The following is a 21,809-nucleotide window of genomic DNA, read 5'->3' on the forward strand; positions in this document are numbered from 1 at the left end:
GTGTTAGGCACGCCGCCAGCGTTCGTCCTGAGCCAGGATCAAACTCTCAATAAAAAGTTTAATCTGTACTCTTAAAACTTAAATTCGTAAAAAGAATTGCTGGTTTTGTATTATATAAATCTGTTCAATTTTCAAAGACCATTTAATCTCTGTCGCACTCAAGCGACTTCTTTATCTTATCACTTAGTTTGAAACTTGTCAACAACTTTTTTCTAAAAACTTTTTCGTTTTTTCGAGTTGTTTCGTTTCGCATCAGCGACGAGATTTATAATATCATATACATATCTTTTTAAATGTTTATTAGTTTTTATTTTAGTAAATTATTTTTATTTTTCTTCTATTTACTTTTAAATACTAACTTTTTCTTATAGTGATACGCTAGGGTGCGAGTGCCTTTTGTTTTTTACTTAAACGGCTTAATTACAAGCTTTTAGATAAAATTATTAAAGTTTAAAATAAAAAAATCTCCTAATATTTTATTTATATTAGGAGATTTTCTATAATTTTTTTATTCTTCTTCCTCTTCTGCTCTTTCTAATAGAGTTTCTAGAGAATTATCTATTATTTCAGTGTTGTTTTCTTCAGCGTTTTCAGACTCAAGACCTAACTCTTCTTGTTCATCTTCATCTTCACCACTGATTTTTGTTATAGTTACTACTTGCTCGTCTTCTAATGTTCTCATTAGCTTAACTCCCATAGTAGCTCTTCCTGTAACTGATACATCTGAAATATTTAATCTTATAGCTACACCATTTGAGTTTATCATCATAAGCTCATCGTCTTCTTTACATACTGTTGCTCCAACAACCTTACCAGTCTTATCTGATATTTTGTATGTTATTAGACCTTTACCGCCTCTGTTTTGTAGTTTGTACTCAGTTACTGGCGTTCTCTTACCGAACCCATTTTCTGAAACTACTAGTAAATCCTCTTCTGGAACTGCTATATCCATACATACAGCTACATCATCGTTTGAAAGTCTTATAGCTCTAACCCCTGATGCTGTTCTACCCATAGGTCTTACATTCTTTTCATTAAACTTAACTGCCATACCGTTTTGAGTAGCTATTATAATATCTGCATCACCTTTAGTCATCTTAACTTTTAGAAGTTCATCACCATCTCTTAAGTTGATTGCTATTAGCCCATTCTTTCTAAGGTTTTTAAAGTCACCTAAGTTAGTTTTCTTAACTATACCTTGTTTTGTTCCCATGAATAAGTAACCTTCTTCATAAACATCGCTTATAGTTAATACTGTTTCTATCTTTTCATCTGGCTCAATAGCAATAAGGTTTATTATATTAGTTCCTTTTGCAGTTCTTCCTGCGTCAGGTATTTGATATCCTCTTAATTTGTATACTCTTCCTCTATTTGTGAAGAATAATACATCTGAGTGAGTTGAAGTAACCATAACGTGTTCAACAAAGTCATCTTCTTTAGTTGACATCGCTTGGATTCCTTTTCCTCCTCTTTTTTGAGAAGAATATGTGTCTGATGCAATTCTTTTAATATATCCTGAATTAGTTAAAGTTATTACTATATCTTCTTCTTGAATTAAATCTTCTACATCAATTTCATTTACATTGTTCTCAAGTTCTGTTCTTCTTTCGTCATTGTATCTCGCTTTGATCTCTATTAATTCATCTTTAATAACACTTAGAAGTTTTACTTCTGACTCAAGAATTGATTTTAAGTATGCAATTTCTTTCATTAATTCGCTGTATTCTTCTTCTATCTTTCCTCTTTCAAGACCTGTAAGTCTTCTTAATCTCATCTCTAATATAGCTTGAGATTGTTTATCTGACAGATTGAATCTTTGCATTAATGTTTCTTTTGCTATATCTGAAGTTTTTGAATTTCTTATTATACTTATAACTTCATCAATATTATCTAAAGCTATTCTTAATCCTTCTAAGATATGAGCTCTAGCTTCAGCTTTATTTAGTTCAAATATAGTTCTTCTTGTAACTACTTCTTTTTGGAAGTCTATATAGTTTCTAAGAATCTCTTTTAAACTAAGTATTTTTGGTTCGTTATTAACTAACGCTAACATTGTTATACCAAAAGTATCTTGCATTTTAGTGTGTTTATATAATAAGTTAAGAACTACGCTAGGGTTAGCATCTCTCTTAAGTTCTATTACAATTCTCATACCTTCTCTATCAGATTCATCTCTTAAGTCTGATATTCCTGGTATTTTTTTATCTTTTACTAAATCTGCAATGTTTTCTATAAGTTTAGCTTTATTTACTTGGTAAGGTAATTCGTGAACTATTATTTTGTGTCTATTGTTTTCTTCTTCTATTTCAGCTTTTGCTCTAACAATAACTTTACCTCTACCAGTTTCGTAAGCTGATCTTATACCTGATTTACCCATTATAGTAGCTCCTGTTGGGAAATCTGGTCCTTTTATTACGTTCATTAAATCCATAATATCTATTTCTGGATCATCTATCATCATTATAGTTCCATCTATAACTTCACCTAAGTTGTGTGGTGGTATGTTTGTTGCCATACCAACTGCTATACCTGATGAACCGTTAACTAAAAGGTTTGGATATCTTGATGGTAATACTGATGGCTCTTTTTCTTCTCCATCAAAGTTTGGAACGAAATCTACTGTATTCTTTCCGATATCTCTAATCATTTGAGCTGCGATTTTGTTCATTTTTGCTTCTGTATATCTCATAGCAGCTGCGCTATCACCATCTACAGAACCAAAGTTTCCGTGACCGTCAACTAGCATATATCTCATTGAGAAATCTTGCGCCATTCTAACTAAAGCATCATAAACTGATGTATCACCGTGTGGGTGATACTTACCTAAAACTTCCCCTACTATTCTTGCACATTTTCTGTACCCTTTTTCAGGGGCTAAACCTAATTCATGCATTGAGAATAAAATTCTTCTATGAACTGGCTTTAAACCATCTCTTACGTCTGGAAGTGCACGACCAACTATAACGCTCATGGCATAGTCGATGTAGCACTTTTTCATTTCGTTTTTTATATCTACGGGTATTACTTTTCCCTCATTAAAACTCATGTACTTCACCTCTATAATTTAGTACTAAATATCCAAGTTGCTTACTTGATTAGCATTGTCTTGTATGAACTCTCTTCTAGGTTCAACCTTTTCACCCATAAGTATAGTAAATATTTCATCAGCTGCCATTGCATCTTCAACAGTAGCTCTTAAAAGTATTCTTTGTTCTGGGTCCATTGTTGTTTCCCAAAGTTGAGTTGCATTCATTTCTCCAAGACCTTTGTATCTTTGTATATTAACTGAGTTGTCTTTTCCGCCAAGGTCTTCTATTACTCTTTCCATTTCATCGTCTGAGTAAGCGTAGAATTCCTTTTTACCTTTTGATACTTTATAAAGTGGTGGTTGTGCTATACAAACATGACCCCCATCTATTAATTCTCTCATGTATCTGTAGAAGAAAGTTAATAATAATGTTCTTATATGAGCTCCATCTACATCGGCATCGGTCATTATTATTATTCTGTTATATCTTATTTTTGATATATCAAAATCTTTTCCTATACCAGCTCCAAATGCAGTTACCATTGATCTTATAGTATCTGAATTTAAGATTTTATCTAATCTTTGCTTTTCAACGTTCATTATTTTACCTCTAAGTGGTAGGATTGCTTGGAATTTTCTATCTCTACCTTGCTTAGCTGAACCACCGGCTGAATCTCCTTCGACGATGTATATTTCACATTCCATAGGGTCTTTTGAAGAACAATCGGCTAATTTCCCTGGAAGCGTCGATCTTTCAAGAACTGATTTTCTAGTAAGTTCTCTTGCTTTTCTTGCAGCATCTCTTGCTCTAGCTGCCATTAAAGCTTTATCAATTATAATTTTACCGATGTTTGGATTTTCTTCTAAGAATACTCCAACACCTTCTCCAACTATAGAATCTACTATTCCTCTTACTTCACTATTACCTAGCTTAGTTTTTGTTTGACCTTCGAATTGAGGTTCTCCTATTTTAACTGATATTACAGCTGTTAAGCCTTCTCTTATGTCATCACCTGAAAGGTTTTTATCATTTTCTTTTAAATGACCAAACTTCTTAGCATAATCATTAAAAACTCTAGTTAAAGCTGTTTTAAATCCTACTAAGTGAGTACCACCTTCAATAGTGTCTATATTGTTTGCAAAAGAGAATAAGTTTTCGTTGTATCCATCATTATATTGAAGTGCAACTTCTACTGATATTCCTTCTTTTAAACCTTCAACATAGATAGGCTCTTCGTGTAACTTTTCTTTGTTTCTATTTAAGTATTCAACGAAAGATTTTATACCACCTTCGTAGTGATATACTTCTTCTTTATCGTATCTTTTATCTACTAAAGTTATTCTGATTCCTTTATTTAAGAATGCTAACTCTCTTAATCTTTGAGATAGTATTTCAAAATCATATACTAAATCATCAAAAATTTCGTGGTCTGGTTTAAAGTAAACAATTGTTCCTGTCACATCACAAGTTCCAACTTCATTAACACCAGTTACAACTTTACCACGTGAATATTCTTGTTCCCAAATAGAACCATCTCTCATTACAGTAACTGTACATCTTTCTGAAAGAGCGTTAACTACAGAAGCACCAACCCCGTGTAATCCTCCAGATACTTTGTATCCGCCACCACCGAATTTACCTCCGGCATGAAGTATTGTCATTATGACTTCAACAGTTGGTTTCCCCATCTTAGGGTGCATGCCAACTGGCATTCCTCTACCGTCATCTTTAACAGTTATAGAATTATCTTCATTTATTTCAACGCTTATGTTTTTACAGAATCCAGCTAACGCCTCATCTATACTATTATCTACTATTTCATAGACTAAGTGATGTAATCCTCTTGAGCTTGTGCTACCAATGTACATCCCTGGTCTTTTTCTTACTGCTTCAAGTCCTTCTAAAACCTGAATCTGACTCTCATCATAGCTTTGTTTGTTTTCTTCCAACATAGATCCCTCCTAAATTTATTAATATCTATCCTTAACTGAAGGTTTTAATATTGGACTTACGGATTATAATCTAAATCTGTTCTCTTTGTTAAAGTTGATGAAGATATTGGTGATAAATATATCTTACTCATCTTATCAACTTCAGCTATAACAAATGATTTCGGCTTATCATCTGTTATTCTTTCCACAAATCCATCTTCTTCTGCCATTCTTAAAAACTGAATAGTGTCAGAACTATACATAGTTGTTTGTAAATCAAAAATTCCAATAACATCTTTTATAGGAACCACTACATTTTCTCCTAAATGTAAAAACATAAAGAATCCTCCTTCTTATTTAGAGACCGCACCTTCTTTTACTTTATAAACGACCGATTCGTCATCTAGATAGTCGTTTAAATCTTCAATTCCTGTGCAAGTAATTATTGTTTGTATATCTTTAATAGAGCTTAAAACATATCTTTTTCTATTAAAATCTAATTCTGATAATACATCATCTAATAGTAAAACAGGATATTCTCCTGTTTTTTCTTTGATTATTTTAAGTGATGCAAACTTCATAGTTAAAACTGCTGTTCTTTGCTGTCCTTGTGAACCAAAGCTTTTAGTATCAACTCCATTTATATAAACAGAAAAATCATCTCTATGAGGTCCGTGACTAGTTATGCCTTTTTCAATATCTCTATTCCTATTTTTCTTTAGAACCGAATAAAATTGATCTTGAATGTCATCAGTTTTTTTAATAGTTGAAATATATTTAAACTCAATAGTTTCTTTCCCTGAAGTAATATCACTATGTATGTCTTTAGAATACTTATTTAAAGAATCTAAATATTCTAATCTCTTTTTAATTATATAAGCTCCAAACATTGCTAGTTGAAGATCATATACATCAAGCATATCCTTATCTAGATTCCTGTTTTTTAAGATACTATTTCTCTCATTCATAACTTTGTTGTATTGAACGAGGTTGTAGTAATATTTTTGATCTAACTGACATAATTCCATATCGATAAACTTTCTTCTAACTCCCGGCGAATCTTTTATTATTCTTAGGTCTTCTGGTGAAAACATAACAACATTAAAAACGCCAAATAGCTCTCCTATTTTGCTTATCTTTATAGAATTAACTCTTACAACTTTTTTTCCGTCTTTTAGGATGTTAATATCAATTTTTTTGTCTAATCTCTCTCTGCCAACACTTAAACCTACAAAAGAAATTTCATCGTTCCAATTTATAAGTTCTTTATCTTTAGAAGTTCTATGGGATTTCGCAAAACCGCAATAATAGATAGCTTCTAGTATATTAGTTTTACCTTGTGCATTATCTCCCATAAAAACATTGACATGTCTTCCTAAGTCTATTTCTAAATTATCATAATTTCTATAATTTATTAATTTAAGCTTTTTTACATACATTTATAAACACCCATTCAATTATAACATACTAATAGGATAAAAGCTTATTATTAGGTTTAGATGACCTTAAATTGTTCACCTTCAAATTCTACGATATCTGAAACTCTAATCTTTTTTCCTCTTTGAGTACAAATCTCACCATTAACTTTTACCATTTCTTCTAAAATGAAAATTTTTGCTTCTGAACCTGAAGTTGCTATTGCAGCCCATTTTAAAAAAGCATCTAATTTTATAAATTCTGTATTTATTTTTATCTCGTTCATATTGTATAAACCGCCCGGAATTTCTGAATAATTATGCAGTAAATTTCCAGTCCTTTCTATCTAATTAATCTTACTGGTAGAACTAGGTATCTATAATTATCAACTTCTTTTCCTTTAATTATACAAGGACTTACACTAGAAGTCATTTCCAATACTATTTCTTCTTCATCTAAATTCTTTAAAACATCAAGTAAGTATCTTGAGTTAAATGCAATTTGAATCTTTTCACCTTGCAGATTTATTGTAACTTCTTCCCTAACTTTTCCCAATTGAGAATTAGAAGATATAATTATTGACTCATCTTCAACTTCGAATTTTACAAGATTATTGTTACCATCTTTCGCCATAAGTGAAGCTCTTTCAATACCATTTTGGAATTCTTGTTTATCCACAAGCACTTCTAATTTGTGTTCTTCAGGAAGTAATGATTTGTAATTAACAAATTTACCTTCTAAAAGTCTTGATATAACTCTTGTTTTTTCAAAAGTAAATAAAATATGGTTTTTAGTAAATGTTATTTTTACAAGATCTTCTGAATCTTCAAGTATTTTTGATACTTCGTTTAAAGTTTTTCCAGGTATAACAACATCTTTTTCTAAGTCTGAATCTATATATTCACTTTTTATTGCAAGTCTATATCCATCTAATGCAACTAAGTTTATATTTTTATCTTTAATTTCAAATAATATTCCTTGAAGTATTGGTCTTGTTTCATCTTGAGCTATTGCAAAAGATGTAGCTTTTATCATACTTTTTAAAATATTTTGAGGTACAGTTACTTCTTCCCCTTCGTTAACAGTCGGTAATTCTGGGAACTCTTCTGCTTTCATGTAAACTACGTTAAATACTGATTTTTCACAAGTTATTTGAATAGTTTCATTTTGCATAGTTTCTATTTCTATTTCTGAATTAGGAAGTTTTCTAATAATTTCACTAAAAATCTTAGCATCTATAACTATGCTTCCTTCTTCTTTAACATCTACATCTATGTTAGTTTCTATACTTACATCCATATCTGATCCTATAAGTACTAAGTTGTCATTTACACAATGAAGATAAATACCTTCTAATACTGACATTGTTGATTTTCCAGTTATTGCTTTTTGAACTATAGAAATACCTTCTAATAATTTTTGTTTTTGACATGTGAATTTCATTTTAATCCTCCTTATTTATCAACAGTTAAGTTTGTTTATATATAGTTTAGATAAATAAAAAATATAGTAATAATAGTAGTAGGGGCTGTGGAATTGTTGATAAGTACCTTTAGCCCTTTAATATCAACAAAAAGTTGTAAAAAAATATTGTGGATAAGTAAGTAACGTTTTGTATGACTTATCCACAGTTATTAACAGCAATATTTCTATGTTAAGTTATCCACAGGTTGTTATATAGTTATTATATACAAGTGTTGATAACATAACAAAATTTTAGTTTTGAGTTAATTTTTTAGTTAAATCTTCTATTGTTTGTTGAAGACTTTCATCTCTAGTTAAATTGTTTGATATTTTTTCGTAAGCATGGATTACTGTAGTATGGTCACGACCACCAAACTCTTCTCCTATTTTAGGTAGAGACATATCAGTAAGTTTTCTGCTTAAATACATAGCAATTTGTCTAGGATGTGCCACATTACGAGTTCTTCTTTGAGATTTTAAATCATCAACTCTTAAATTAAAGTAACTAGCTACAACATCTTGTATTATTTCTATAGTTATATGTTTTCCTTGTTTCTTAGAAATAATATCTTTTAAAGCTTCAGTTGCTAGATCTACTGTTATTTCACGGTTTGTTAATGATGAATAAGCTACTATTCTAGTTAAAGCTCCTTCTAATTCCCTAATATTCGATTTTATTTTTGTTGCGATATAAACCATAACTTCGTTTGCAACACTTAAATTTTCTACATCAGCTTTTTTCTTTAAAATAGCCATTCTAGTTTCAAAATCAGGAACTTGAATATCAGCTATAAGACCCCACTCGAATCTAGATCTAAGTCTATCTTCTAATGTAGGAATTTCTTTTGGAGGTCTGTCTGATGATAAGATAATTTGTTTATTAGCTTCATGAAGAGCATTAAACGTATGGAAGAATTCCTCTTGAGTTCTTTCTTTACCAGCTATAAACTGGATATCATCGATTAATAGGACATCTACATTTCTGTATTTGTTTCTAAATTCTTCGTTTTTATCATCTTTAATAGCATTTATTAATTCATTAGTAAACTTTTCAGAAGATACGTAAACTACTTTTGCGTTTGAATTATCGTCTAGTATATAGTGGCCTATTGCATGCATTAAGTGAGTTTTTCCTAGTCCTACGCCTCCATATATGAAAAGCGGATTATATGCTTTTGCTGGAGATTCAGCTACTGCAAGTGATGCTGCATGGGCAAATCTATTACTATTACCTATTACGAAAGAATCAAATGTGTATTTAGGGTTTAAATTTGTATTTGCAAAATCATCGCTTTGAAAGGATTTTGCCCTTCTTTCTGCTTTCTTTTCTGCCTTTTCCTTAGTTTCCTCTTCTTTTTGAATCTCAGATGCTACTAAAAATTCGATTTTGTAAAGTTTAGAACATACTGCTTGTATTGAGTTTGCTACTAAATCTTTATAACGTTTTTCTAGTATTTCTTGAGAAAATGTATTTGGAACACTTATTCTTATAGTATTAGAAGAAATAGAAATAGGTTCACAACTTTTTATCCAAGTATTGAAACTAACTTCACTCAACTCACCCTTTATCACATCTAGTGTATTCTTCCATAATTGCTTTAGCTCTGTGTCCATTCCGTATCCTCCAATCAAAATTTTTTTTTATTTTTTTATAGCAAAATGTGATAATCACAATCTAATAACAAGATATCAACAATCTAATAACAAAATTTGCGTTGATAGTTGACTATGTACATTATTTTTTCCACATGTTAATAATTATGTTAGCCTTTTAAAATTAAGTTTAGATATCCACACAAAACCTAATTTACTTATAAACAGTAAAAAAAGACATAAAAACTTGTTATTTCAATAAAAAAACTAAATAAGAGTCTAGTTATTAAGTGAGAAAGAACAAGTTATCAACAGAGTTATCAACAGTTGTGGATAAAATTAAAGATATATAAAGTTATTAACATATAGATTTATGATACCATAAGTAAATAGAGGGTTTCAACAAGTTATCCACAAAAAAATTAAATAAAAGGTGGATAATTATCAACAAAGGGCATAATTCTTGACATAAAGAGGGTAAAACTATATAATGGTTAGGTAAATCTAAAATAGAAGAAAAGTATAACCTTTGGGAAATACGAAAAATTTTATTGAAGGGGGTGTAGTGTAAATGTTCATGACATACCAACCTAAAAAAAGACAAAGAAAAAAAGAGCATGGTTTCAGAAAAAGAATGGCTACTAAGTCAGGAAGAAACATTCTTAAAAAGAGAAGACAAAAAGGTAGAAAAAAATTAACAGCATAAGGGCCGCAATTTAGTGGCCTTTTTTCTACAATGTAGGAAAAAAGGAGTATTAAATACCCATGATATATAGATTAAAAAAAAGTAATGAGTTTAGAATTGTATATAGAAGAGGCAAATCGATAGCTAATGATCTTTTGGTATTATATACTTTTAATAATAGAAGAAATAAAGATAAAGAAAATCTACCTTATAATAAGGTAGGAATTTCTGTTAGTAAAAAAGTAGGAAACAGTGTAGTTAGAAGCAGAAGTAAAAGATTAATTTCAGAATGCTACAGATTAAATGAAGAGAATTTAAAAAAAGGCTATGACTTCGTTTTTGTTGCTAGAACAAAAATAAAAGATAAGGATTATCAAAGCGTTGAAAAAGCTATGATAAATTTATTTAAGAAAGCAGGCTTATTTAATTGAAAAAATTTGTTATAAAATTAATACAATTTTATAGAAATAATATATCACCTATGAAAAATCCTTGTTGTAAGTATACACCTACCTGTTCTCAATATGCTATTGATGCAGTTACAAAGTATGGTGCATTTAAGGGGAGCTTTATGGCAGTTTGGAGAATTCTAAGGTGTAATCCTTTTAGTAAGGGCGGATATGATCCAGTAAAATAGAGTATGGGAGGAAAAAGCTAAAATGAATACGATATTTCAACCAATAACGAATTTCTTAGCGATGATCTTTGAGAAACTTCATGGATTTATAGTATCTATGGGGATATCAGATGTAGGGTTAAGTTATGTTTTGGCTGTTATATTACTAACAGTAATCATAAAAACTTTAGTATTACCGTTTAGTATTAAATCAGTTAAATCGACTAGAAAAATGCAAGAGTTTCAACCTCAAGTAAAGAAACTACAAGAAAAGTACAAAAACGATCCACAAAAGGCAAATATGGAAATGATGAAATTATACAAGGAAAACAACATCAGTATGACAGGTGGTTGTCTACCAATGTTAATTCCACTTCCAATATTAATGGCTTTATATTATGTTTTTGCTTATAACATAAAAGGAATAGCTGGAGCATCATTTTTATGGTTACCAGACTTAGCTGGTAAGGATCCATTATATATTCTTCCTATATTAGCAGGTTTAAGTACATTTATACCATCATATTTAATGACTAAAGCTAACCCAGCTACTGAAAATACAGGTATGAACATGATGCCTATGAATATAGGTATGTCTGTAATGATGGGATTCATGGCTATGAACTTCCCTTCAATCCTTGCAATTTATTGGGTAACTAGTGGAGTATACCAATTAGTTCAAACATACTTCTTAAATGTTAAACCAATACAAGCTAAGAAGAAAGAACAAGCTGAAGAGGAAGAAGAGAAAATAAAATCTCAAACAAAATTTGCTATGCCAGAAGAGTATGCAAAGAAAAAGAAGAAAAAATAATTCAGACACTTAAATAAATGGGTAATATTATGAGAGTAGGTGGCTATGGTATATGAAATTTATTGAAATGACAGGTAAAAATGTTGACGAAGCTTTAGAAAAAGCATTATCTGAACTTAATGTTACTAAAGATAAAGTTATAGTTGATATTTTAGATGAAGGCTCTAAGGGATTTTTAAATGTATTTGGAGTGAAACCTGCTAAAATAAAGGTTACTGTAAAAAGAGACCATTTAGCGGAAGTAAAAACTTTTATTACTGATATGTTAGATAGTATGCAAATTAAAGCAGATATAGATATTAAGGAAGAAAATAATATTATAAATATTAATCTTTCTGGTCCTAAAATGGGACTTATAATAGGATATAGAGGTGAAACTTTAGATTCTCTTCAATACCTTATATCGTTAGTTGCAAATAAGCATCACGAAGGACCATATAAAAAAGTAATATTAGATACTGAAAATTACAGAGCTAAAAGGGAAGAAACTCTAAAAAGAGTAGCAACAAAATTTGCTAGAAGAGTTAAGAAAACAGGAAAAGCATATAAACTAGAACCTATGAATCCATATGAGAGAAGAATTATTCACTCAGCACTTCAAGATGATAAGTATATTACTACATATAGTGAAGGCGAAGATTCATCAAGAAGAGTTGTTATTGCTTTAAAATAAATTGATTATTTAAGAAGTTCTTTTAAAAGAACTTCTTTTTTTATTATCAAAATTCTATAAAAATATTTTGAAGAAGCAAAGCTTTTGAAATGATAATTAAAATTAGTCTATAAAATGTAAAAAAGGTAAAAATATATAGGTAATAAAAGCTAAATATTTTGACTTATCAAATATAATTCTGTAAAATTGATATTAGTTTATTTCCCAATATAACATAAAAATCTTGGGAAATTATAGGTCTTGAATATTTATTCCTAAGGAGGAATTTCGATGAAAGAATTTGATACTATATGTGGTATTGCAACGGCACAAGGTGAAGGTGGAATTGCAATAATTAGAGTTTCAGGAAGCAAAGCTATAGAGATTGTTTCTAAGATATTTAAATCTATAAACAATTTTGATATAAAAGATATGAAAACTTACACTATGAAGTATGGAAATATTGTAGATATAAAAACTTGTGAAGTTATAGATGAAGTTATAATAAGCTTTATGAAAGGGCCAAGAAGCTTTACAGCAGAAGATGTAATAGAGATAAATTGTCACGGTGGTGTAGTTTCAACAAATAGAGTTTTAGAGGAAGTAGTAAAAGCTGGTGCTAGAATAGCAGAACCAGGTGAATTTACGAAGAGAGCTTTCTTAAACGGAAGAATAGATTTAAGTCAGGCAGAAGCAGTAATAGATATTATAAATGCAAAGACTGATTTAGCTATGAAGTCAGCTGTTATGCAAAGTTCTGGGACACTTTCCCAGGAAATAAATAAATTAAGTAAATATTTATTAGATGTTTTAGCTCACATTGAATATGATGTAGATTTTACAGAGGATGATGAAGAGCCAGATGCTTCTCTACCACCTAAAATAATAGCTAGCCTTACAGAAGCCACAAGCGAGATGGATAAGTTATTAAAAGGTGCTAATGAAGGGAAAATAATAAGAGATGGTTTAAGGATGACTATAATCGGTAAACCAAATGTAGGGAAATCATCACTTATGAATGCTCTATTACAAGAAAAGAGAGCTATAGTTACAGACATCCCAGGAACTACAAGAGACGTTATAGAAGAGTATATAAACTTAGATGGGATACCAGTTAAGATAACAGATACAGCAGGTATTAGAGAGACTGAGGACGTAGTTGAAAGAATCGGTGTTGAAAGATCTAAAGAAAAGATAGAAGAAGCGGATTTAGTTGTATTAATGCTTGATACTTCAAGAGAGCTAGACGAAGAAGATAAGGAAATAATCGAAGCTATTAAAGATAAAAAAGTAGTAGTTCTTCTTAATAAAATAGATTTAGATAGAAAAATAAATATAGACCAAATAGAAGGTTTAGAAAACAGAATAGAAATTTCAGCGATGACAGGCCAGGGAATAGAAGATTTAAAAGCTGAGATTAAGAGATTATTCTTTAACGGTGAAGTTGATAATGAAAGCTTAATAATAACAAATAACAGACACAAACAAGCGTTACTAAGAGCTTTAGAAAACTGTGAAGAGGCTAAAAACAGATTAAAAAACAACGAATATTTAGATTTAATTTCTATATATGTAACTTCAGGATTAAAAGCATTAGGAGAAATAACAGGTTCAGAAGTTGAAGAGGATTTAGTAAATAAGATATTTAGTGAATTCTGTGTAGGAAAATAGGAGGAAAAAGATGAGATTTAAAGCTGAAGAATATGATGTAGTAGTTATAGGGGCAGGCCATGCTGGTTGTGAAGCAGCGCTAGCTTCAGCAAGAATGGGTTTAAAGACATTAATTTGTACTATAAACTTAGAAGCTATAGCAATGATGCCATGTAATCCTAATATAGGAGGAACTGCTAAAGGTCATTTAGTAAAAGAGATAGATGCTTTAGGTGGAGAGATGGGCTTAAATATAGACGATACATTCATTCAATCAAGAATGCTAAATACGTCTAAAGGACCTGCTGTTCACTCATTAAGAGCACAAGCAGACAAATTAAAATATCAAAAGAGAATGAAAGAGGTTATGGAGAGGGTTCCAAACCTTTATATAAGACAAGTAGAAATAATTGATTTAGTTACAGAGAACGGAAAGATAACAGGAGCAGTAGCTAAAACAGGCGCTATATTTGGATGTAAAGCTGCAATATTAGCAACAGGAACTTACCTTCAAGCTAAGATAATTATAGGTGATGTAAGCTACAGTAGCGGACCAAATGGATTATTACCAGCTAACGATTTATCACAAGCTTTATTAGACCTAGGAATAGCACTTAGAAGATTTAAAACAGGAACACCAGCTAGAATTAACAGAAGATCAGTTAACTTTGAACCTATGGTAGAGCAAAAAGGTGACGAAAAAATAGTTCCATTTTCATTTATGAATGACAACATAGATAGAGAGCAAGTATCATGCTACTTAACATATACTAATGAAAACACACACAAAGTTATAGCAGATAATATAGATAGATCTCCTATATATAATGGAAGTATATTAGGAATAGGACCTAGATATTGCCCTTCAATAGAAGATAAAGTTATGAGATTCCCAGATAAAGATAGACATCAAGTATTCGTAGAGCCAGAAGGAGACGATACTTTAGAGATGTATGTTGGAGGATTCTCTTCATCATTACCAGAAGATGTTCAAACTAAGATGATAAAAACAATAAAAGGGCTTGAAAACTGTGAAGTTATGAGAGCAGCTTATGCTATAGAGTATGATTCAATAGATCCAACTCAACTTAAATCAACTTTAGAATTTAAAAATGTAGAAGGTCTTTATGGAGCAGGTCAAATAAACGGAAGTTCAGGTTATGAAGAGGCGGCAGCACAAGGTATAGTTGCAGGTATAAATGCTGCACTTAAAATCAAAGGTGAAGAGCCTATGATTTTAACTCGTTCTGATGCTTATGTTGGAGTTCTTATAGATGATTTAGTTACAAAAGGAACTAATGAGCCTTATAGAATGATGACATCTAGAGCTGAATATAGACTTCTTTTAAGACAAGATAATGCTGACTTTAGATTAACTGAAATAGGTAAAAAGGTAGGACTTGTAACAGATGAAAGATATAATAGATTCTTAGATAGAAAACAAAACATAGAAGAAGAGTTAAATAGACTTAAAGAAGTTCAAATAACTAATAAGAGAGAAAACAACGAGATTCTAGAGAAGATAGGTTCAGCACCTCTTAATAAACCAATGAGCTTATATGAACTAATAAAAAGAACAGAATTAAGTTATGAAAAGCTTAAAGAGTTAGACCCTGAGAGACCAGATTATAAAGATCACGTAGGAGAGCAAATCGATATAATAGTTAAATATGAAGGTTATATAACAGCTCAATTAGAGCAAGTTGAACAATTTAAAAAATTAGAAAAGAAAATGCTTCCTAAAGATATAGATTATAAAAATGTTAATGGATTAAGAGGAGAAGCTGTTTCTAAACTTTCAGATATAAGACCTGCAAGCATAGGTCAAGCGTCAAGAATATCAGGGGTATCACCAGCTGATATATCAGTACTTTTAATTTATTTAGAATATCAATACGGGAAACAAAATAAAGAAGACTAAGCTTCAAGGAGGATATTATGGAGTTTTACAATATAATGAAAGAAGCTTGTGATGAAGTTTCAATGGATTTTAACGAAGAAAAGTATAATAGATTTATAAAATATATGAGATTGGTTCAAGAGTGGAACCAAAAGGTAAATTTAACTGCTATAACAGAAGATAATGAGTTTATTAAAAAACACTTTATAGATTGTATAAAAGCATTTAAAAGTGACGAATTAAAGAATGCAAAAACAGTAATTGATGTAGGAACGGGGGCAGGATTCCCTGGACTTCCTATAGCTATAATGGATGAAACTAAGGAGGTTACTCTTTTAGACTCTTTAAACAAAAGAATAAACTTTTTAAATTTAGTAGTTAGAGAACTAGGTTTAAAAAATGTCTATACTATACATTCAAGAGCGGAAGATGGAGCTAGAAAAAAAGAACTTAGAGAAACTTTTGATATAGCAACTTCAAGAGCTGTTGCTAATATGGCTGTGCTTTCAGAGTTTTGTCTTCCATATGTAAGAGTAGGAGGCTGTTTTGTAGCCTTAAAGGGGCCTGCAATAGAAGATGAACTAGAAGGTAGTAAAAACGCTTTAAGCGTCTTAGGTGGAAAGCTATTAGATGTAAAAGAGATAGTAGTTGAAGGAACTGATTTAAATCATAACTTAGTTATAGTTGAGAAGATTAAATCTTGTCCTAAAACATATCCAAGAAAAGCAGGGAATGTTACTAAAAAACCTTTATAAAAATTTTAAAACAATTTGTCTTAATTAATATAAGCAAATTAAAAGGAAAGAAATGGTACACGACGAATTTAATATATAGATAAAAAACTGGAAAATATAAGGGATGGGTAGAATAAATATGAATAATCAAATAGTGAAAATCAATATCAATGAGATAATTCCAAATACATATCAACCAAGAAAATTTTTCAACGAAAATGCTTTAGAAGAATTATCTCAGTCAATAAGAGAGCACGGAATTATTCAACCGATAACAGTAAGAAAAAGAGGAGATGTCTTTGAATTAGTTGCAGGCGAAAGAAGATGGAGAGCAGCTAGGATTGCAGAACTTGAAGAGGTTCCTTGTAATATCGTAGATATCACAGATACTGAGTCAGCTGAAATTGCTTTATTAGAAAATCTTCAAAGAGAAGATCTTAATTTTATAGAAGAAGCCGAAGCTTATCATAATTTAATTCATGATCATAGATTCACACAAGATGAATTAGCTAAAAGAATGGGAAAAAAGCAATCAACTATTGCAAATAAGCTAAGAATTTTAAAGTTAAGTAATAACGTTCGTAAACTGTGTGTTGAAAATAATCTTACAGAGAGACATGCAAGAGCTTTATTATCAATGCCAGATGAAAAGTTACAAGTTAAAGTTGTAAAAAAAGTTATAAAAGATAAACTTAACGTAAGACAAACAGAGGAATTGATAAATAAAGAATTATTAAAGCTTGCAGGACAAGAATTAAACAATAAATCAAAGAAAAAAATAACATCAATTTTTCCAGCGAAGCTATATGTAAATACGATAAAACAGGTTTTTGATAAATTTAATATTCCAGCTAAATACAAGATGGACGATCACGATGAGTATATTCAAATAACTGTGAATATACCAAAAAATAAGAAGTAAAATTCAAAAAAAGATGTAGGCTTACAGTAGTCTACATCTTTTTTTGCGTAAATTATTAAGAATATATTGATTTATATGTTTTAATCTTTCAATATTATATAAATATATATATAATAAATATATGGAGAGGGGGTGTAGAGTCCTAAGTTTAAAAGACTAGGGCTACATATGAAAACAATTTGTATATTTAACCAAAAAGGTGGAGTTGGAAAGACAACAACTAACATAAACTTATGTTCATATCTTGCTATGTCAGGATATAAAGTTTTAACAATAGATATAGATCCTCAAGGTAATACTACTAGTGGATTAGGATTAGATAAGAGAAATTTGGAACTTTCAATGTATGATGTAATAACATCAGATGCGTCGTTAAGAGATGTAATAATACAAAGTGATTTAGTTTCAAATCTTTTTATTGCCCCATCTACTATGGAACTTGCAGGTGCAGAGGTTGAAGTTATAGGAAATGCAAACAGAGAAAGAATATTAATTGATAAGATAGATGAAGTAAAAGATGATTATGACTTTATCTTTATCGATTGTCCTCCTTCTTTAGGTGTATTAACTATAAATGCTTTAGTTGCAAGTAAATCTGTTTTAATACCAATTCAATGTGAGTTTTATGCACTTGAGGGAGTTGGTCAACTAATGAATACAGTTAAATTAGTTAAAAAGTCATTAAACGAAGAATTAGATATAGAAGGTGTAATAATGACTATGTATGATTATAGAACTAATTTAAGTAATGAAGTATATAAAGAAGTTAAAAATTTCTTTGGGGATAAAGTATATGAAAGCACAATACCGAGAAATATAAGATTAGCTGAATCGCCTAGTTTTGGATTACCTATAATGCTATATGATGAAAAATGCAAGGGTGCTGAATCTTATTCGAAATTAACAAAAGAATTTTTAAAGAGACAGTAGTGTGAGGTGATATAAATGGGGAAAAAATTTGGTTTAGGTAAAGGATTAGGAGCTTTGATTCCTGATGAAATAGAAAAGCCTATCAAAAAAGAAGAAGTTAAGACTAACAATAACTTAATGATTCCTTTAAACAAGATTACTAACAATTCAGAACAACCTAGAAAATTCTTTGATAAAGAAAATATAAGTGAATTAGCAGAATCAATTAAAAATCATGGTATTATTCAACCACTTATACTTAAGAAGCAAAAAAACAACTACATAATTGTTGCAGGGGAAAGACGTTTTAGAGCAGCTAAAATGTTAGGACTTAAAGAGGTTCCGGCAATAATAATGGATTTAACTGAAAAAGAAATACTAGAAATAGCTTTGATAGAAAATATTCAAAGAGAGAATTTAAATCCTATTGAAGAAGCTATTGCTTACAAAAAGTTATTAAGTGAATTTGATTTAACTCAAAATGAATTAAGTCAAAGGATAGGAAAATCAAGAACAGCTATAACTAACACTATGAGATTAACAAATCTAGATTCTAGGGTACAACAATACTTAATAGAAAGTGTTATAAGTGAAGGTCACGGTAGGGCTTTATTAGGAACTGATGATAAAGAACTACAATACAAATTAGCACAAAAGGTTATAGACGAAAAATTATCTGTTAGGGATTTAGAAAGATTAATTAAAAAGATTTATAGTGAACCTAAAGATGAAAAAGAAAATAAAGAAGAAAGTCCGTATTACACTGATGTTAAGGATAGACTTCAAGATTATTTTGGAACAAAGGTAAATATTAATTCTAAACCAAATAAAAAGGGTAAAATAGAAATTGAATATTACTCAGATGAAGATTTAAACAGAATATTAGATTTGATGAATATGTAATGTTTCACGTGAAACATTTTGTATTTTTGAAATTTTGATGTTTCACGTGAAACATCTTAGGAAGGACGGAAACTAAAGTGGAAAACGCATTAAATATTTTAAATCAATACTTACCATTTATAGTAATTGGAATGGGAGTAGTAATAGTAATATTATTAATACTAGTTATAGCATTATGGAAATCTATGAACAAAATAGAGAGAAGATATAGAAAGTTAATGAGAGGTGCAGATAATAAAAATTTAGAAGCACTTATAAATGAAAAATTAGAAAATATTGAGGTTTCAACTCAAATAGCTGATGAAGCTATGGCACTAGCTAAAAATATTAAAGAAAACCTTAATGAGTGTGTTCAAAAAATTGCTATAATGAGATATCAAGCTTTTGATGATGTTGGAAGTGATTTAAGTTTTTCAATAGCAATATTAGATGGACATAACGATGGAGTTGTAATAACAGGTCTTTACGGAAGACACGATAGCACAACTTATGCAAAACCTATAGATAAAGGTATATCAAGATATGATTTATCAGAAGAGGAACAATTAGTTTTAACTGAAGCAATTAAAAAACAAATAGTAATATAAAAAAAAGCCTATCACTTAAGTGATAGGTATTTTTTATATCAAATTAGAAGTTATATAAAGATAATATGATTTTTAATGGGGGATATGAAAATTAAAGAGAGTGATTATGCGTTATATAACTTCTTTACGAAATTAGCTTTTAAGAAGAGGCTTTAGCTTTGTTTATTTCTGAGTCTAATATATTAATAGTTTGAGATAAACTATTAGAAATAAATTTAGCTAAAAGCATTACTGTATAAAGTCTAGTGTTTTGTAAAACCATAAATTCGTAATTACCAGAGATATTAACAACTCCTGTAATACTCAGGTCACCAACTTGAGGTAAGTCTTTATTAAGTGCTAAGCCTGGACTTAGAGGAGAATCCTCTATAAAAACATTTCCTATAGAATTAATACTTCCTAAAGAGGCATCTATAGCTATAATGTAAGGATTTTCAAAGTTAGATTCTATATGAAGTAACGTTTCTCTAAGATTTTTAGAATGTACTGGATTTTCTAAAGAACCAAAACTATAAACATTTAAAGAGTTAAAGTTTAAATTTGATCCGACTAAAGGACCTAAACAATCTCCAGTAGCTCTGTCAGATCCTATAGAAACTATAACTAAAGGTCTGTTCTTAATAAAAACTGGTTTTAGCTTTTTATATAAATATTCTATTGTTAGATCAGATGCTTCCTTAAAGGTTACATCAACGAAAAAATTACAATTCATAAAAAAACCTCCTCATACAGTTAATTATTACCATAAGAGGAGATTTGTATACATTAAAATATTAAATTTTTTTTAGCAGAATTTAAAACATCTAAAGCCTTATCTATATCTTCTTCTGTATTAAAGTAAGATATGCTAAGTCTAACTGTTCCTGAAGGGAAACTTCCTATAGTTTTATGGCAATTAGGAGCGCAATGTAATCCAGATCTATTACTAATTCCATTATCCTCTAAATAGAATGCTAATTCAGAAGGGTCTACTCCCTTTAAATTAAAAGAAAGAGATGTTGTTGAATTTTGACATGTTAAATCTCCGTATACTATATAATCACCTATATCTAATAAGCCTTTAGAAAGTTTTTTATAAAGATATTTATTTTTTTTAGATATTTTTTCTAAACCTTCATTATTAATAAAATCAATGCCAGCTGATAACCCTATAATTCCAGGGATATTTAAAGTCCCACTTTCAAACTTATCTGGAAGGAAGTTTGGCTGATAAATATCGTGAGATAGACTTCCTGTCCCACCCTCTATAAATGGAGTACAAACTTCGTTTAATTCATCAGAAATTATAAAACCTCCAATTCCTTGAGGGCCAAATAAACTTTTATGTCCAGTAAAGGCAAGAGCGCTAAGATTTAATTCTTTAAAATCTATAGGAACAGTACCTGCTGATTGTGCTGAATCTATAATAAAAAAAATATTATTTTTTTTGCAAATCTCACCTATTTCTTTGATAGGTTGAATAGTTCCTATAACGTTAGATGCATGAGTCAGTATTATTAGTTTTGTATTAGGTTTTATTCTTTTTTCAAAATCTTTAGGGTTTATAAAACCTTCTTTTGAAGCTTCAACAAATTCAACATCTACACCTAATTTTTCATTTGAACTTATTAAAGGTCTTACAACTGAATTATGCTCTAACGAAGAAGTTAAAACGTGATCGTTAGGTTTTAATAACCCTTTAATTAATATGTTTAGTGAAGTTGTTATATTATTTGTAAATATAACATTTTCTATTTTTTCAAAATTAAAAAATTTAGCTATCTTTTCTCTAGCTAAAAAAATTTCACGATTACTTTCTAAAGCGTTAAAATTATTTGATCTATTTGCATTTCCACCAACATTAACCATGTAGTTGTACATAGAATCAACTACTGATTTTGGTTTTGGGAAAGTAGTACTTGCATTATCTAAATATATATTCATAACACGACACCTTTCTACAAAATTATACAAAAATGTATAAAATTAAAAATTATATCTAAATTCTTATCTAGATATCATTAT

At 29.9% G+C, this 21,809-nt stretch carries 21 protein-coding genes; 12 read left to right on the top strand and 9 right to left on the bottom strand.

Annotated elements, in window-relative coordinates:
* Window positions 1-508: 508 nt before the first annotated feature.
* The 7 genes from gyrA to dnaA form a co-directional block, all read right to left on the bottom strand.
* Complete coding sequence (gyrA, locus tag INR60_RS16560; RefSeq protein ID WP_194192600.1) at window positions 509-3,046, bottom strand: DNA gyrase subunit A; 2,538 nt, start codon at window positions 3,044-3,046, stop codon at window positions 509-511.
* A gap of 24 nt (window positions 3,047-3,070) precedes the next feature.
* Window positions 3,071-4,981, bottom strand: a complete 1,911-nt coding sequence (gene gyrB, locus INR60_RS16565) for a DNA topoisomerase (ATP-hydrolyzing) subunit B (RefSeq protein WP_194192601.1) — start codon at window positions 4,979-4,981, stop codon at window positions 3,071-3,073.
* Between the two features lie 56 nt (window positions 4,982-5,037).
* Complete coding sequence (gene remB / locus INR60_RS16570; RefSeq protein WP_194192602.1) at window positions 5,038-5,298, bottom strand: extracellular matrix regulator RemB; 261 nt, start codon at window positions 5,296-5,298, stop codon at window positions 5,038-5,040.
* A gap of 15 nt (window positions 5,299-5,313) precedes the next feature.
* A complete protein-coding gene (recF, locus tag INR60_RS16575) occupies window positions 5,314-6,399 on the bottom strand; it encodes a DNA replication/repair protein RecF (RefSeq protein WP_194192603.1) in 1,086 nt (361 codons plus the stop codon).
* Window positions 6,400-6,455: 56 nt separating this feature from the next.
* The gene (yaaA, locus tag INR60_RS16580) at window positions 6,456-6,662 is read right to left on the bottom strand and encodes a S4 domain-containing protein YaaA (protein WP_194192604.1); all 207 of its coding nucleotides are present in this window, start codon (window positions 6,660-6,662) and stop codon (window positions 6,456-6,458) included.
* A gap of 56 nt (window positions 6,663-6,718) precedes the next feature.
* Window positions 6,719-7,819 (bottom strand): DNA polymerase III subunit beta, encoded by a 1,101-nt coding sequence (gene dnaN / locus INR60_RS16585; protein ID WP_194192605.1) that lies wholly within the window; start codon window positions 7,817-7,819, stop codon window positions 6,719-6,721.
* 273 nt (window positions 7,820-8,092) lie between these two features.
* Window positions 8,093-9,454, bottom strand: a complete 1,362-nt coding sequence (dnaA, locus tag INR60_RS16590; protein WP_194192606.1) for a chromosomal replication initiator protein DnaA — start codon at window positions 9,452-9,454, stop codon at window positions 8,093-8,095.
* A gap of 550 nt (window positions 9,455-10,004) precedes the next feature.
* Between dnaA and rpmH the strand changes: the two genes are divergently transcribed.
* The 12 genes from rpmH (at window position 10,005) to INR60_RS16650 (ending at window position 19,805) form a co-directional block, all read left to right on the top strand.
* Window positions 10,005-10,139: a 50S ribosomal protein L34 gene (gene rpmH, locus INR60_RS16595; RefSeq protein WP_194192607.1), complete on the top strand. Its 135-nt coding sequence runs from the start codon at window positions 10,005-10,007 to the stop codon at window positions 10,137-10,139.
* Window positions 10,140-10,198: 59 nt separating this feature from the next.
* Window positions 10,199-10,549, top strand: coding sequence for a ribonuclease P protein component (gene rnpA, locus INR60_RS16600; protein ID WP_194192608.1), 351 nt, complete (start codon window positions 10,199-10,201; stop codon window positions 10,547-10,549).
* Window positions 10,546-10,755: a membrane protein insertion efficiency factor YidD gene (yidD, locus tag INR60_RS16605; RefSeq protein WP_194192609.1), complete on the top strand. Its 210-nt coding sequence runs from the start codon at window positions 10,546-10,548 to the stop codon at window positions 10,753-10,755. Before rnpA ends, yidD begins: the two co-directional genes overlap by 4 nt.
* Window positions 10,756-10,786: 31 nt before the next feature.
* Window positions 10,787-11,548 (top strand): membrane protein insertase YidC, encoded by a 762-nt coding sequence (yidC, locus tag INR60_RS16610; RefSeq protein ID WP_374707721.1) that lies wholly within the window; start codon window positions 10,787-10,789, stop codon window positions 11,546-11,548.
* Window positions 11,549-11,600: 52 nt separating this feature from the next.
* Window positions 11,601-12,221 carry an RNA-binding cell elongation regulator Jag/EloR gene (gene jag, locus INR60_RS16615; protein WP_194192611.1) on the top strand — a complete coding sequence of 207 codons (621 nt, stop codon included), beginning with the start codon at window positions 11,601-11,603 and terminating at the stop codon, window positions 12,219-12,221.
* A 270-nt stretch (window positions 12,222-12,491) separates the two neighbouring features.
* Entirely contained in the window at window positions 12,492-13,871 is a 1,380-nt protein-coding gene (gene mnmE, locus INR60_RS16620; RefSeq protein WP_194192612.1) for a tRNA uridine-5-carboxymethylaminomethyl(34) synthesis GTPase MnmE, read from the top strand.
* Between the two features lie 10 nt (window positions 13,872-13,881).
* Window positions 13,882-15,771 carry a tRNA uridine-5-carboxymethylaminomethyl(34) synthesis enzyme MnmG gene (gene mnmG, locus INR60_RS16625; RefSeq protein WP_194192613.1) on the top strand — a complete coding sequence of 630 codons (1,890 nt, stop codon included), beginning with the start codon at window positions 13,882-13,884 and terminating at the stop codon, window positions 15,769-15,771.
* A gap of 17 nt (window positions 15,772-15,788) precedes the next feature.
* Window positions 15,789-16,505 (top strand): 16S rRNA (guanine(527)-N(7))-methyltransferase RsmG, encoded by a 717-nt coding sequence (rsmG, locus tag INR60_RS16630; protein ID WP_194192614.1) that lies wholly within the window; start codon window positions 15,789-15,791, stop codon window positions 16,503-16,505.
* A gap of 118 nt (window positions 16,506-16,623) precedes the next feature.
* Window positions 16,624-17,406, top strand: a complete 783-nt coding sequence (gene noc, locus INR60_RS16635; RefSeq protein ID WP_194192615.1) for a nucleoid occlusion protein — start codon at window positions 16,624-16,626, stop codon at window positions 17,404-17,406.
* 168 nt (window positions 17,407-17,574) lie between these two features.
* On the top strand, window positions 17,575-18,336 hold the full coding sequence (locus INR60_RS16640; protein WP_194192616.1) for a ParA family protein: 762 nt from the start codon (window positions 17,575-17,577) through the stop codon (window positions 18,334-18,336).
* A gap of 15 nt (window positions 18,337-18,351) precedes the next feature.
* Window positions 18,352-19,218, top strand: coding sequence for a ParB/RepB/Spo0J family partition protein (locus tag INR60_RS16645; protein WP_194192617.1), 867 nt, complete (start codon window positions 18,352-18,354; stop codon window positions 19,216-19,218).
* A gap of 77 nt (window positions 19,219-19,295) precedes the next feature.
* Window positions 19,296-19,805, top strand: coding sequence for a DUF4446 family protein (locus INR60_RS16650; protein WP_194192618.1), 510 nt, complete (start codon window positions 19,296-19,298; stop codon window positions 19,803-19,805).
* Between the two features lie 139 nt (window positions 19,806-19,944).
* Here the strand turns inward: INR60_RS16650 and yyaC are convergent, their stop codons facing one another.
* Entirely contained in the window at window positions 19,945-20,517 is a 573-nt protein-coding gene (yyaC, locus tag INR60_RS16655; RefSeq protein ID WP_194192619.1) for a spore protease YyaC, read from the bottom strand.
* A 53-nt stretch (window positions 20,518-20,570) separates the two neighbouring features.
* Window positions 20,571-21,728 (bottom strand): aminotransferase class V-fold PLP-dependent enzyme, encoded by a 1,158-nt coding sequence (locus tag INR60_RS16660; protein WP_194192620.1) that lies wholly within the window; start codon window positions 21,726-21,728, stop codon window positions 20,571-20,573.
* Window positions 21,729-21,809 lie beyond the last annotated feature (81 nt).

The sequence above is a fragment of the Clostridium chrysemydis genome (assembly GCF_015234215.1).
GTDB classification, from domain to species: Bacteria; Bacillota; Clostridia; order Clostridiales; family Clostridiaceae; genus Clostridium; species Clostridium chrysemydis.